We start from the raw sequence: 13438 nt of genomic DNA on the forward strand, positions 1-13438 counted from the left end.
ACCTGATCGGGCCGGTCAGCTCCGCACAGCGGGGCCGGCCCTCGACAGCTCGGCCGTCACTCGTAGCCCATGGCGGGGATGATCTCGCCCAGTTCCCGCTCGACGTACGCGCGGGTGCCGGCGTCGAACTGGTCGTCGCGGTGCGCGAGCCTGCCCGCCTGGAACGTCGACGCGGTGACGGCGTCCTCGACGCCGAGCCGTGCGAACAGGGCGCGCCGCTGCCCGGCCCAGTCGGCCGCGAGGTCTTCCGCCTTCACCTCGACGTACCGCCGGGTCGTCAGGTCGGCCGCGTTCCTCCAGGCCAGCCATCGTTGATAGACCGGCACGAGGTAGGCCAGCGCCCCGTCGACGGTGGACGGCGCCCACGGCTGGGCCAGGTGGGAGGCGAGCACCGAGACCGGGTGCCGTGTGATGTGCACGATCGTCGCCTCGGGAAACAGCTCCCAGAGGAAGTCCATGGCGAAGAGGTTGAACGGCGTCTTCTCGCACCACGTCGGCTTGCCCGCGTCGGCCGCCGCGCCGCCGAACAGCGTCTCGACCAGGCCGCGCAGGACGGCGATCAGCTCGGCCCGGTCGCGGAAGTACCTCGGCACGACCCGTCGTCGGCCCGTCGGCCCGAACGGCCCGGTGGGCCGGTCGCCGTCGCCGAAGCCCGCCGCGGGCGCGGGCTCCTCGAAGGCGTCCGCGATCAACAGCGGCCAGAGCTGGTGTACGGCGTCCCGGTAGCGCCGTTCGCCGACCAGCTCGGGCACGGTCTTGCCTCGGTCGTCACGCCGTCCGGGCACCCGTACGGTCAGGAAGTCGCTGAGCCGCTGCAGGGCGTCCTCGCCGACGATGGGGTCGTACCGTTCGGTGAGCGCGTCGGCCAGGTCCCGCAGGCCGCCGGGTTCGACGATGAACTTGGTTTCCATCGGGATCCGGTGGATCAGCGGGTGCTGGCCGATGACGTCGGCGATCCGCGAGGTGCCCGAACGACCTGTGCCCGCGACGAAGACCGGTGAGGGGGACGGCATGGACGGCAGTGAAACTCCCGGCCGGGCGCAGGGGCAATCCATTTATCCCCGCCGGGAGCTGATCGGCCTCCTGGCCGACGCGGTCGGGTCCGTCACCGTGCCGCACCCGACCCGGGTCGCGGTCGACGGGCCGCCCGCTGCCGGCAAGACCACGCTCGCCGACGAGCTGGCCGCCGTCCTGCGCGCCCGGGGCCGGTACGTCATCCGCGCGACGGTGGACGACTTCCTCTTCCCCCGCGCCCGGCGTTACCGGCGCGGCGAGTTCTCGGCCGAGGGCTGCTACGTCGACACCCACGATCACGGGTCGCTGAACCGGGTGCTGCTCGATCCGCTCGGCCCGGGCGGAGATCGACGCTTCCGGCACACGGTCTACGACCACGCGACGGATACGGTGCTGTCTCCGCCGCCCACGACCGCTCCGGCGGACGCCGTGCTGGTGTTCGACGGTGTCTTCCTCCTGCGCCCGGAACTGGTCGACCGGTGGGAGCTGCGCGTCTTCGTGTCCACCGCGCTCGACAAGACGGTGGACCGGGCCGTGATCCGCGAGAGCCGCGTGTCGACGAGAGCCGACGTCGAGCGGCGCTGGCACGAGCGTTACCTTCCCGCCCAGCGGCTCTACTTCGCCACTGCCCGCCCGGCCGAGCACGCCGACGTCGTGGTGCACAACGACGACCCCGGGCGGCCGATGTGGGCGATCCGGGCGGCCTTGGATGGCAGGCTGGCAGCCATGGACAGGAATCGGGTGGCCGCCTGGATCGCGGCGTACGAGCAGGCGTGGCGCACACCGGGCACTGCGGCGCTCGGCACGATGTTCACGCCCGACGCGACCTACCAGCAGGGGCCGTACCGGGATCCGGTGGTCGGCCTGCCCGCCATCGTCCGCATGTGGGACAGCGAACGCGACGGACCCGACGAGGTCTTCCAGATGACCTCGGAGGTCGTCGCGGTCGACGGCGACACCGCTGTGGCCCGGGTGCAGGTCCGGTACGGCGACCCGGTCCACCAGGAGTGGCGCGACCTCTGGATCATGCGGTTCGCCGAGGACGGCCGCTGCCAGTCGTTCGAGGAGTGGCCGTTCGCGCCGGAACGGCGGACCACCGCCGCCGGGTGACGACGGCGGTCGCTGCCTAACCCCGCTTCGCGTACGCGACGAACGCCGCCCAGCTCGACGACGTGAACGTCAGCGCCGGCCCCTGCCGGTCCTTGCTGTCCCGCACCCCCACCACGCCGGGCAGATTGTCCGCCACCTCCACGCAGTCGCCGCCATTACCGCTGCTGCGGGTGCTCTTGCGCCAGATCGCGCCGGTCAACTCCATCGCTTCGCCGCCTCCGAGATCGCCGCCAGAGTCTCCCCGTGCGGCATCGCCTCCGCACGGCACGACGTCCAGCTCTGCCACTCATTGATGAGCCGAGCACGAACGCTGATCGTCGGACCAGCGTTCGCGACCCGGCTGCCGGTTGACCGCTACGGGTCAGGCGCGCTTGGCGTACGCGACGAACGCCGCCCAGCTCGACGACGTGAACGTCAGCGCCGGCCCCTGCCGGTCCTTGCTGTCCCGCACCCCCACCACGCCGGGCAGATTGTCCGCCACCTCGACACAATCGCCGGAATTGCCGCTGCTGCGGGTGCTCTTGCGCCAGATCGCGCCGGTCAACTCCATCGCTTCGCCGCCTCCGAGATCGCCGCCAGAGTCGCCCCGTGCGGCATAGCTTCCGCGCGCACCGACTCCCAGGTTTGCCGAAGTGATTTTACGTCCGCGTGCCGCTCCACAATCGTGCCGTGCAACTGGTTGTCCAAGTAGCCCACGTCGTCACCGTCAGCCGGGGTCGCGAGCACGAAAGCACCGTTGAGCCCCGGATAGGCACCGACCGTTTCCGGCACCAGGTGGAGGTGCACGCGAGGCCGACGACCCACCTCGACCAGATGCGCCAGCTGCTCCCGCATCACCTTGGGACCGCCGACGGCGCGAGTGAGCACCGAATGGTCGATCACTGCCACGAACTGCGGTGGAGCCGGACGGTCCAGCACCACCTGCCGCGCCATCCGTGCGGCCACCTGCTGCTCCATAGCATCACCGACAAGTGGGCTAGCGCCCTCGTGCAGTGCGCGGGCGTACTCCTCAGTCTGCAACAGGCCGGGCACCACCAGCGGTTGAAAGCTACGCAGTGAGGCAGCTTCCTGCTCGATGCTCACCCACTCGCGGAACCACGGCATCAGCGCCTCCTGCATCAGCGCGTCCCGGATCCGCACCAGCAGGCCGCCGCCGTTCAGCACCTCGTCGCAGCGCTCGGTGAACTCGGCGCGCGGCGCGCGGCGGCACTGCTCGACGGCCGCCACCAGCGACGCCGAATAGCTCACCCGCTCGCCCAGCGCCTCCTGGGTAAGCCCCGCATCGGTACGTAACCGACGTAGCTCACCGGCGAACAGTTCCCACAACGGCACACGGATCATCTGCACACCTCTGCACACGGCTGCACACGGAAATCGGCCGGTCGGACGGCCGGGAAGGTGGGGGTGGAACGCCTTCCGACCCTAGCGGCGCGGTGACGAGACTGTCACGCAGTGGAATCGAATTCGTCCGATTCCCGCTACCGAGAGGAGTTGCGCCGTGCGACTGCGCTGGTTCCGCTGCCGGGGTGCGTCGGCACCGACACTGCCCCAGCGGGTACGGGGCGACAATCTGCCGGACTGGATGCGGCAACCCACCCGTCCACTCCCGACGATGGGTCCCGGCCGGGTCGGCAACCTCACCCCGGCCCAGCAGTGGCGGGCGAACGGCGGTCGCTGGCCGGTCCCGGAGCAGCGCGGCGGCGACGCCGGCAACCGGCGCGACGGCCACGAGGAGCCTCGGTGATCAGCCACCAGCTCGGGCAGCCGCCGGACGGACCCAAGCCGGATCGACCCCGGCCGTACCCGTTGCACGCCACCCCGCACACGCCGCTGCGTCCGATGTGGTGCTGCCGGGCCTGCGGCCAGCCGTGGCCGTGCCCGACGGCCCGTCTGCTGCTGCGCAGCGAGTACGAGGACAACCGGATCGGGCTGTCCATCTACCTGTGCGGGCTGCTGTACGAGGCGACGCGCGACCTCTACCGGCTGAACCCGAACGACGCGCCCGCCCCGGCCGACATGTTCGCCCGCTTCGTCGGCTGGGGCCCGTACCGCCGTCACCCGCCCGTCCCTCCGGGCGGCGGCTGTTAATAAGGGGCCCTTCCTCTACCGGAGGCGTTAACAGGGTGCCCTTCCTTTCACCGCCAGCCGACGTCGATGCGGTCGCCTCGCTCGTCGAAGAAGTGCAGCGCGTCCATCCGCACCTGCACGGCGAGCGGGTGCCCGGGCGACACCTGCGGGTACGGCGCGAGCCGTACCGCCAGTTCCGCCGGACGACGGTGGTGGCGGCCCGGGTCGGGCAGCACGCTGGTGCGGTTGCCGCCACCCCCGCCGGCCTCCGGCGCCGGGGCTGACGCCTCCGTCGCGCGGCCGGTGAGCCGCTGCATCACCTGGTTGAACCGGCGCAGGCCGCGCTGGCCCGGTGCGGCCTGCTCCACCTGGGTGCCCATCTCGTCGACCACGATCGCGGTGGCGCCGATGTCGAGGAACGCGAGTGACTCGTGGCCGTGGTGCTCCAGGTAGCGGATGCGCCCGTGCAGCACGTCACCGGCGGTGTCCGGGGCGACCGGGGTGAGCGCCTCGGCCCGCATGCCGACCACGATCCGCTCGCCGTGGTAGTGCGCCACCGCCCGGCTGCGGATGTCGTCCCAGGGCAGGTAGAGCGACTGCTCGCCGAGGTTCAGCGCGACGTACCGGTCGAGGTGCACGTAGACCGACGCCTCCAGCAGGTTCATCCGGGGGCTGCCCAGGAACGCGGCGACGTAGAGCGTGGCCGGCCGCCCGTACACCTGGGTGGGGGTGCCCACGTCCTGGAGCACGCCCTTGCGCATGATCGCGACGCGGTCGGCCATGGTCAGCGCCTCGGCCTGGTCGTGGGTGACGTAGATGGTGGTGACGCCGAGTTCGCGGGTGAGGCCGGAGATCTCCGCCCGCAGTTCGGCGCGCAGCCCGCTGTCCAGGTTCGACAGCGGCTCGTCCATGAGGAACAGGCCGGGCCGGCGCACTATCGCCCGCCCCATGGCGACCCGCTGCCGCTGGCCGCCGGAGAGCTGGCTGGGCTTGCGCGCGAGTACGTCGCCGATGCCGAGCGCGCTCGCCACGTCCTGGATCCGCTCGCCGCGCGGGCCGGGCTCGATGCCGGAGAGCCGCAGCGGGAAGCCGATGTTGTCGCCGACCGTCATGTGCGGATAGAGCGCGAAGTCCTGGAAGACCATGGCGATCTTCCGGTCGCGTGGCGGCAGGTCGTTGGCCAGCTCACCGCCGAGCAGGATCGCGCCGGAGGACGGGTCCTCCAGCCCGGCGACCATGCGCAGCACCGTCGACTTCCCGCAGCCCGACGGGCCGAGCAGCACCATGAACTCGCCGTCGTTGACGTCCAGATTGATGGTGTCGACCGCGACTGTTCCATCCGGGAACACCTTGGTGACATCCTTGAGCGCGACGGTCGCCACCGCCACCTCCCCAGTTTTCTCTCCCCAAACCCGGGAATGACTGTGACCAGGATCATCTGATTCGCACATCGGGTAAACGTGCCATGTTCGGCTCGTGACAGTCCTATTAAGCGGTATTCGCCGGGCTCCGCAGTTAAGTGACCTGCCGGTAACCACTTTTACGGCGTTTCGCCGAGGAACACGCGGCGTACCACGCGCTCGGCGGCGTGCCCGTCGTCCAGCGCGCAGAACCGCGACCGGAACGCCGCCCGGGCGCGCTCGGCCGCCTCGTCGTCGACCGCGCCGGACCGGAACACGTCGAGCAGCCCGGGGAAGTCCAGCGCGACGGTGCCCGGCGGCTCGGCCAGCAGGTCGAAGTAGACGCCCCGGGCCACCCGGTAGGCGTCCCAGTCCGGCGCGTAGACCACTATCGGCCGGTCCAGCACCGCGTAGTCGAACATCGCCGAGGAATAGTCGGTGATCAGTACGTCCGCCGCCAGGTAGAGGTCCTCCACCCGGTCGTACGCGCTCACGTCCAGCACGCCGTCCGCCGCCGGTCCCCGGGGATGCCGCTCCCGGTCGTGGAAGTAGTGGCTGCGCATCAGCAGCCGGCCCCGGGGCCCGAGCACGTCGAGCATCCGGTCCGGGTCGAACGGTGGCCGCCACCCGGGCAGGTGCTCGCGGTGCGTCGGCGCGTAGAGCACCACGTACTCGTCGGGTGCGATGCCCAGCGCGGCGCGGACCTGGCCGCGGTCCTCGGCGGTGGCCAGCGCCAGCCGGTCGTTGCGCGGGTAGCCGACCTCGAGCGTGGTGTAGTCCGCCGGGTACGCCCGCTCCCACATCTGCGTGGAGAAGCTGTTCGAGGTGATGCTGTAGTCCCAGCGGTCGACCCGGCGCAGCAGCCCGGCGAAGTCCATCCCCATCGCGCCCACCGGGTAGCGCTGCTGGTCCAGCCCCATCACCTTGACCGGCGTGCCGTGGTGGGTCTGCACGTGCACCGAGCCCGGCCGCTTGCGGACGAAGTCCGGGAAGTTGACGTTGTTGACCAGCCAGCGGGCACGCGCCAGCACGCGGTGGTACTCGCGGGTGCCGGCCACCACGTACTCGACACCGGGCGGCAGCGCGGCCACCCGGTCGCGGCGGACGATCCACACGCCGCGCACCTGCGGCGCGAGCCGGCGGGCCGCCTCGTAGATCGCCGCCGGGTTGCACGAGTAGCCCCGATACCAGTAGGCCGCGTACACGGCGAGCGTCGGGTCGACCGGCCGGTGCAGCTCGGCCCGGTAGTACTCGCCCAGCGCCAGGTCACGGGCCCGCCGGGCGGTACGCCGCACCACCGGCGTGACCCGTCGCCGGGCCCGCCGCGCGGTCCGCCGGGCCGTCTCCGTCGCCTGGTGCGCCTCGCGCAACGCGCTGAACGTCCGCCATCGGCCGGCCGCCACCAGCCGGTGCTTGAGCCCTTCCGGGCCGGGCGGGACCGGATAGCCCTCGGGCGGCAGGAACCGCACGTAGTCGGCGTGCATCTGGGCGAAGAACGGCGCCCGCAGCTCGGGCGCGATCCGGTCGCCGTTGCCGAGCACCGTCAGGTAGTGCCAGATCATCCGCTCGAAGACCGCCGGTCGCAGCCCCGTCACCCGCCAGCGGTCCATCAGCCCGAACACCCGGTGCCACTGGGCGAAGACCTCGAAGTGCCGGTCCCCCCGGGTCTTCGTGATCGCGCCGGTGCGGCGCTGCCGGTAGTTCAGGCAGATCCGGTCGAGTACGCCGATCCGCCCGGCGGCCATCAGCGCCGGATAGCTGAACGAGACGTCCTCGTACCAGCCCGGTTCGAAGCGCAGCCCGTGCTCGATCAGGAACTCCCGCCGTACCACCCGGTTCCACGCGGTGTGCAGCAGCTTCAGCGTCTCCGGCCGGTCCCGCAGCGTGAACGTCGTCGCGCCGGGCGGCACCGGGAACACCTCGCGCATCGCGCTGCGGGTGCCGATGTTGTTCCAGTGCGCCCGGACGTGGTCCACGATCAGCACGTCCGGCGCGGTGTCGCGGAGCCGGTCCGCGACGTGCGGCAGGCAGCCGGGCACCAGCCAGTCGTCCCCGTCGACGAACCACACGTACTCGCCGACGGCCCGGTCCAGCCCGATGTTGCGGGCCGGACCGAGCCCCACGTTCTCGGCGAGGCGCACCGGGCGGACCCGGGGGTCGCGCAGCGCGTACTCGGCCAGGATCTCGCCGCTGTCGTCGGGGGAGGCGTCGTCGACGCCGATCACCTCGATGTCGGCGAACGGCTGGTCGAGGATCGAGTCGAGACATTCCCGCAGGTAGCCCTGCACCTTGAAGGCCGGCACGACGAAGCTGATCAAGGTCACCCCGGCCCGCCCTCCGTCAGCCCGGCGAGCGCACACCCCCACGGGCGCGGGCCGGCAGGACCACCCAGGCGAGGACCACGCTCGCGACAAAAACCACGAGAAGGTACGCACCGAGTGTAGCCAGAGCGATACTCGCATATCCGGCGATCAGCCCGATTGCCAGCAGCAGGGAACGCCCTGGCCAGCCCAGCGTGGCGGCGTGCAGCGGCGGAGCCGACTGCCGCTTCTCCAGCCGGGCGGTCAGGTCGTAGTGGTGCAGCGTCAGCACCAGCACGTACCCGAAGATCAGCCAGGCCGGTGCCCGGCCCGCCACCCCGACCGCGATGGCGAACAGATACTCGGCGGCCCGCAACGCAGCCGGCACCAGCCAGTCCAGCGACCCCTCGTGCGGCGCCCGCGAAGCCTGCGCGGCACCCAGCAGCAGCACCAGCGCGAGCACCGGCACCCAGACCGGCAGGTCGCCGCCGCCGTGCACCGCGAGCAGCGCCCACACCAGCGTCCCCGCCGAGCCGAGCGCGCCGAGCACCGCCAGCAGCAGCGGCCGCCGCGTGGTCGGCAGCGTCCGCGCCAGCACGCCGTCGTCACGGTGCAGACCCGCGTCCACAGTGGCCATCACCGGCACCCGCATCCACCGCGCCCGCAAGGTCCGCAACCCCCCGGTGTACGCGAACGCCAGCGTCCCCCAGACCAGCACCGCGACCAGCGCCACCAGCGGCCCGAACAGCGCGGCGGCGATCGCGATCAGCGCCCACCGCTCCCCGATCGGGAACACCACAGTGCGCTTCAGCCAGTACGACACCGAGCCGGTGTCCGCCTGCACCCGCGTCGACGCGGCGTTCAGCTTCCCGCCGATGCCGCCCGCGTCGGCGGTCACCACCTTCGGCCGCCGGGCCGCCTCGTCGTGCAACGCCCCGTACCAGGTGTCGGTCATGTGCCGCACGGTCTGCAACGTCATCGCGGCCAGCGCCAGCGCCCAGCCGTACCGGAACCCGGCATGCGTGGCCCCGAAGCCGAGCCCGGCGTAGACCACGTACTCCTTGAAGCGGTCGGCCATCGTGTCCAGCCAGCCGCCCCAGGCGCTGAAGTGCCGGGTGTAGCGGGCCAGTTGCCCGTCCACGCAGTCGAGCACGAACCCCAGGTAGAGCAGGACCGCCCCGGCCACCAGCGCGGGCCGTCCACCGACGCCGAACAGCACCGCCGCGGCCACCGCGAACGCCACCGAGACCATGGTGACCCCGGTCGGGCCGATCCCGATGCGCGCCGCCGCCTTCGTGACGTACGGGGACCAGGTGCTGACGAAGAACGTGGTGAAGAAGTCGTCCCGCTCCTTCACCGACAGCTTCAACTCGGCCCGGTCCTCGTCGACAGCGGCCACCGCCGCCTCGGCCGCATCCCGCTGCGCCTCGTCGCCGACCCGGTGCGCCACGAGCAGACGTACCCTCTGGGCGAAGATCAGCGTGCCCCGGGCGGCGAGGTCGGCCACGAGCCGGTCCACCGCGTTCCGCGGCCCGCCGTCCGTTGCGCCGACGCCCGGCGCGGACGCCGGGTCGGTCAGGCGCGCGTCCGGCGCATCCGGCGCGGCGCCTGCGGCGCGGCGGGCGGCGTCGGCGAGCGCCGGCAGGTCGGCCGGGCCCACCCGCAGCGCGCCGCCGAACACGCCGCTCGCGTCGGCGGCGTCGACCTCGACCACCTGGCCGCGCTCCTCGCGCACGGTGGCCTGCCCGGGAGCGGGCGGATCGGTGAGCACCAGCGCCACCGTCGGCCCCACCGGGCTGGTCGCGAGATGCTTGAGTACGGCGGTGTGCGCCACCAGGTCCGCGCCGCTCACCAGCACCGGGCCGGTCGCGGCGGCCACCAGGTCGGCCAGCTCGGTCAGGTCGGCGGCGATACGCACGTCGTCCGCCCCGGCCCGGCACCACTGCGCGGCCAGGCGCTCGGTGAGCGGTTCCCCGGCGGGCCGGCCGGGCTCGGTGAGGTGGCCCGCCGCCGGGTCGGCGGCGAGCACGATCGCGAGCGTCACCGCTTCGCCGCGTCGGCGTAGGCCGCCAGCGCCTCGTCGATCGTCCCGTCGACGATCAGCCGTCCGGCGTCGAGGTACAGCCCCCGACGGCAGAACCGGGTGAGGTCCTTGTCGTTGTGTGACACCAGCACCAGCGTGCGCCCTTCCGCGAGAAGTCGCTCGATGGTCGCATAGCACTTCGCGCGGAACTCCGCGTCCCCGACCGCTGTCACCTCGTCCACAAGCAGCACCGGGTGCGGCAGGTGCGCGATCACCGCGAAGCCCAGCCGCACCTTCATCCCCGACGAGTAGTGCCGCACCGACGTGTCGATGGCGCGTTCCACCTGCTCACCGGCGAACGAGACGATCTCGTCGAAGTGTTCCCGCAGGTACGCCGACGACAGTCCGTGCAGCCCGCCCACCAGGTACAGGTTCTCCCGCCCGGTCAGGTCCCCGGAGAACCCGGCGGACAGTTCGAGCAGCGGCGCCACCCGGCCGTGCACCCGGATCGAGCCCTCGTCCGGGATGAGCACACCGGCGATCAGCCGCAGCAGCGTGCTCTTACCGGTGCCGTTGCGCCCCACCACGCCCACCGTCTCGCCCGGTTCGATCCGGAACGACAGGTCACGCAGCGGCCAGAACCGGCCCGCGTCCGGGTCCCGGGCGCCCCGGTGCACGATCAGCTCCCGCAGCCGCAGCTGGCGGCGCCGGTTGCGGACGAACCGGATGCCGAGCCCGTCCGCCTCGATGATCGGGGCCATTCAGAGTTCCTTCAGCACTGCCGGTTCGAGGCGGTGGAACGCCCACCAGCCGAGCGCCAGAACTGCCACGCTGCCGGTCACCGTGATGACGAGCAGCCGGGCGTCCGGGAACTCGTCCGGGTACCAGACCGCGTGGTGCAGCTGGAAGATCCCGACCAGCGGATTCAGCTCGTACCCGATCTTGAGCCAGCCCGGCATGCCCGACTCCCGCACCAGGTCGAGCGGATAGATGATCGGCGTCGCGTAGAACAGCAGCCGGATGATCAGCCGCATGGTGCGCTCGATGTCGCGCATCAGCACGTTGCCCGCCGACAGCAGCAGCGCCAGGCCCACCAGCAGCACGAACTGCACCGCCACCGCCAGCGGCAGCGCGAGCAGGCTCCAGCCGGGGCGGATCTTCCCCTGGCTCGCGTAGATCGCCGCGACGGCGACCAGGATCGGCAGCCCGGCCAGGTACTCGGCGAAGCGCCCGGTGACCCGCCCGATCGGGAAGATCGGCCGGGGCAGGTTCATCGTGGTGATCAGCCGGGCCTGCCCGGTGAGCGCGTTCGCGGCCTCGGTCAGCGCCGAACTCGCCCACATCCAGGCGAAGATCCCGGTGATCAGGAACAGCGGGTACGACCCGGCCGCCTCGCCCAGATGCCGCCGGGTCGCGCCGGAGTAGAGCACGCCGAAGACGAACCAGTAGATCAGGCCCATGCCGAGCGGTTCGATCAGCGACCAGAAGTAGCCCAGCACCGACTGCTGGTACTTCACCGCGAGGTCCCGCCGGACCAGGATGCGCAGCGAGGTGCGGGCGGACCAGAGCGCCGCGACGCCTGACGTCACCGCACCATCGTCGCCCCGTCCGTCGCGGTCGCGGCTCGGGCACGCGCCGGATCACCCCAACGGGGTCAGCACTCGATGACGTTGACGGCGAGTCCGCCGCGCGCGGTCTCCTTGTACTTGACCTTCATGTCCGCGCCGGTCTCCCGCATGGTCTTGATGACCTTGTCCAGCGACACGTGGTGCACCCCGTCCCCGCGCAACGCCAGCCGGGCCGCCGTGATCGCCTTGATGCTCGCCACCGCGTTGCGCTCGATGCACGGGATCTGCACCAGGCCACCCACCGGGTCGCAGGTCAGCCCCAGGTTGTGCTCCATGCCGATCTCGGCGGCGTTCTCCACCTGCTCCGGCGTCCCGCCCAGCGCCTCGGCCAGCCCGGCCGCCGCCATCGAGCACGCCGAACCCACCTCACCCTGACAGCCCACCTCCGCACCCGAGATCGACGCGTTCTCCTTGAACAACACACCGATCGCGCCCGCCGCCAGCAGGAACCGCACCACGCCCTCCTCGGACGCGCCCGGCACGAACCGGGTGTAGTAGTGCAGCACGGCCGGAATGATCCCGGCAGCCCCGTTCGTCGGCGCGGTGACCACCCGCCCGCCCGCCGCGTTCTCCTCGTTGACCGCCAGCGCGAACAACGTCACCCAGTCCATCGCGCGCAGCGGGTCCTGGGCGCCGGTCTCCGCCTCCAGGCTGCGCCGCATCTCCGCCGCGCGCCGCCGGACCTTCAACCCACCCGGCAGTACGCCGTCACGGGTGCAGCCGCTCTCCACGCACTCGCGCATCACCCGCCAGATCTCCAGCAACCCCGCCCGCACGTCCGCCTCGCTACGCCAGGACAGCTCGTTGGCGAGCATCACCTCACTGATCGACAGACCCGTCTCGGAGGTGACGGTCAGCAGTTCCGCGCCGGTGAGGAAGGGGTGCTTCACACGGGTGCTGTCCGCCTTGATCCGGTCCGCCCCGGCGGCCGCCTCGTCCACCACGAACCCGCCACCGACCGAGTAGTACGTGCGCGTCCGTACCTCGTTCCCGGCCACGTCGTACGCCGCGAACGTCATCCCGTTCGGGTGGTACGGCAACGACCGCCGGCGGTGCAGCACCAGATCCGTGTCCGGGTCGAAGTCGACCCCCTGACTGCCGAACAGGTCGAGCCGCCGCTGACTACGGATCCGCTCCACCCGAGGCCCCACCGAGTCGGTGTCGACGGTCTCCGGGACCTCACCCTCCAGCCCCAGCAGCACCGCCCGGTCACTGCCGTGCCCGTGACCGGTCGCGCCGAGCGAGCCGAACAGCTCCGCCCGCACCCGCGCCACATCGGCGAGCTGCCCGTCAGCCTTCAAACCCGCCACGAACGTACGGGCCGCCCGCATCGGCCCGACCGTGTGCGAGCTGGACGGCCCGATACCGACACTGAAAAGATCGAAAACACTGATCATTTGCTGCTTTCCTCGCCGTCGTCCCCGTTGTGCGGATCCGAGCCGGTGCGTGGGGTTGCCGCCCCCGCCAGGCGGGACGGCCGGCGCCCAGGGTGGGGGCGCCCGACCCGCGAGCCTACCCCGCCCTCGTGATACCCGCCCCCACTCCGCCCCATGCCCGCCCGCGAGGAAGCGCTGTCCCCTCCGGCCCCCACTCCCCCCGTCGATCTTGGAGTTGTGGCGCCCGGATGGCGGCATTTACGACCTTCGTGAACCGCCACAACTCCAAGATCGCCGCACAGCGCGGCGGGAGAGCGGCTCCCGGCTCCCGGCTCCCGGCTCCCGGCTCCCGGCTCCCGGCTCCCGGCTCCCGGCTCCCGGCTCCCGGCTCCCGGCTCCCGGCAGATCTTGGAACCAAACGGCCCCCATAGGGACCCTTTCCTTCCAAGATCTCCACGAATCCCACTCAACGGAACGCCAGTCCCGCACTACGGAACGCACTCGCCGCAACACGCGACCG

At 71.7% G+C, this 13438-nt stretch carries 13 protein-coding genes and 1 pseudogene; 4 read left to right on the forward strand and 10 right to left on the reverse strand.

Annotated features, from left to right (window positions below; genetic code table 11):
- Nucleotides 1-56 precede the first annotated feature (56 nt).
- Nucleotides 57-1013, reverse strand: a complete 957-nt coding sequence (locus DQE82_RS05640) for a sulfotransferase (protein WP_233514592.1) — start codon at nucleotides 1011-1013, stop codon at nucleotides 57-59.
- Here DQE82_RS05640 and DQE82_RS31030 point away from each other — a divergent pair.
- Nucleotides 1012-1713, forward strand: a pseudogene (locus DQE82_RS31030) (hypothetical protein); the annotation flags it as partial. The gene DQE82_RS05640 and the pseudogene DQE82_RS31030 overlap by 2 nt on opposite strands.
- Nucleotides 1714-1740: 27 nt before the next feature.
- Nucleotides 1741-2124 (forward strand): nuclear transport factor 2 family protein, encoded by a 384-nt coding sequence (locus DQE82_RS31035; protein ID WP_043327117.1) that lies wholly within the window; start codon nucleotides 1741-1743, stop codon nucleotides 2122-2124.
- Between the two features lie 16 nt (nucleotides 2125-2140).
- Here the strand turns inward: DQE82_RS31035 and DQE82_RS05650 are convergent, their stop codons facing one another.
- The 3 genes from DQE82_RS05650 to DQE82_RS05665 form a co-directional block, all read right to left on the reverse strand.
- Nucleotides 2141-2329, reverse strand: coding sequence for a DUF397 domain-containing protein (locus tag DQE82_RS05650; RefSeq protein ID WP_113972146.1), 189 nt, complete (start codon nucleotides 2327-2329; stop codon nucleotides 2141-2143).
- 156 nt (nucleotides 2330-2485) lie between these two features.
- Nucleotides 2486-2674 (reverse strand): DUF397 domain-containing protein, encoded by a 189-nt coding sequence (locus DQE82_RS05660; RefSeq protein WP_113972147.1) that lies wholly within the window; start codon nucleotides 2672-2674, stop codon nucleotides 2486-2488.
- The gene (locus DQE82_RS05665; RefSeq protein ID WP_113972370.1) at nucleotides 2665-3465 is read right to left on the reverse strand and encodes a helix-turn-helix transcriptional regulator; all 801 of its coding nucleotides are present in this window, start codon (nucleotides 3463-3465) and stop codon (nucleotides 2665-2667) included. The genes DQE82_RS05660 and DQE82_RS05665 overlap by 10 nt, the downstream gene beginning before the upstream one ends.
- Nucleotides 3466-3622: 157 nt before the next feature.
- Here DQE82_RS05665 and DQE82_RS05670 point away from each other — a divergent pair, with 157 nt between their 5' ends.
- Together DQE82_RS05670 and DQE82_RS05675 are read left to right on the forward strand one after the other, a co-directional pair.
- The gene (locus tag DQE82_RS05670) at nucleotides 3623-3868 is read left to right on the forward strand and encodes a hypothetical protein (RefSeq protein ID WP_043327123.1); all 246 of its coding nucleotides are present in this window, start codon (nucleotides 3623-3625) and stop codon (nucleotides 3866-3868) included.
- Complete coding sequence (locus tag DQE82_RS05675; RefSeq protein ID WP_043327125.1) at nucleotides 3865-4212, forward strand: hypothetical protein; 348 nt, start codon at nucleotides 3865-3867, stop codon at nucleotides 4210-4212. Before DQE82_RS05670 ends, DQE82_RS05675 begins: the two co-directional genes overlap by 4 nt.
- Nucleotides 4213-4259: 47 nt before the next feature.
- Here the strand turns inward: DQE82_RS05675 and DQE82_RS05680 are convergent, their stop codons facing one another.
- The 6 genes from DQE82_RS05680 to DQE82_RS05705 all read right to left on the reverse strand — a co-directional run bounded on the left by DQE82_RS05680 (nucleotide 4260) and on the right by DQE82_RS05705 (nucleotide 12939).
- Nucleotides 4260-5573 (reverse strand): ABC transporter ATP-binding protein, encoded by a 1314-nt coding sequence (locus DQE82_RS05680; protein ID WP_043330711.1) that lies wholly within the window; start codon nucleotides 5571-5573, stop codon nucleotides 4260-4262.
- A gap of 158 nt (nucleotides 5574-5731) precedes the next feature.
- A complete protein-coding gene (locus DQE82_RS05685; protein WP_113972148.1) occupies nucleotides 5732-7915 on the reverse strand; it encodes a bifunctional glycosyltransferase family 2 protein/CDP-glycerol:glycerophosphate glycerophosphotransferase in 2184 nt (727 codons plus the stop codon).
- 16 nt (nucleotides 7916-7931) lie between these two features.
- Nucleotides 7932-9935, reverse strand: a complete 2004-nt coding sequence (locus DQE82_RS05690; protein WP_113972149.1) for a DUF5941 domain-containing protein — start codon at nucleotides 9933-9935, stop codon at nucleotides 7932-7934.
- The gene (locus tag DQE82_RS05695) at nucleotides 9932-10675 is read right to left on the reverse strand and encodes an ABC transporter ATP-binding protein (RefSeq protein WP_030503547.1); all 744 of its coding nucleotides are present in this window, start codon (nucleotides 10673-10675) and stop codon (nucleotides 9932-9934) included. Before DQE82_RS05695 ends, DQE82_RS05690 begins: the two co-directional genes overlap by 4 nt.
- Nucleotides 10676-11503: an ABC transporter permease gene (locus tag DQE82_RS05700; protein ID WP_113972150.1), complete on the reverse strand. Its 828-nt coding sequence runs from the start codon at nucleotides 11501-11503 to the stop codon at nucleotides 10676-10678.
- A 65-nt stretch (nucleotides 11504-11568) separates the two neighbouring features.
- Nucleotides 11569-12939 (reverse strand): L-serine ammonia-lyase, encoded by a 1371-nt coding sequence (locus DQE82_RS05705; RefSeq protein ID WP_113972151.1) that lies wholly within the window; start codon nucleotides 12937-12939, stop codon nucleotides 11569-11571.
- Between the last annotated feature and the right edge of the window lie 499 nt (nucleotides 12940-13438).

Origin of the sequence: Micromonospora sp. LHW51205, from assembly GCF_003315815.1 — a bacterium.
Lineage (GTDB): Bacteria > Actinomycetota > Actinomycetes > Mycobacteriales > Micromonosporaceae > Micromonospora > Micromonospora chalcea.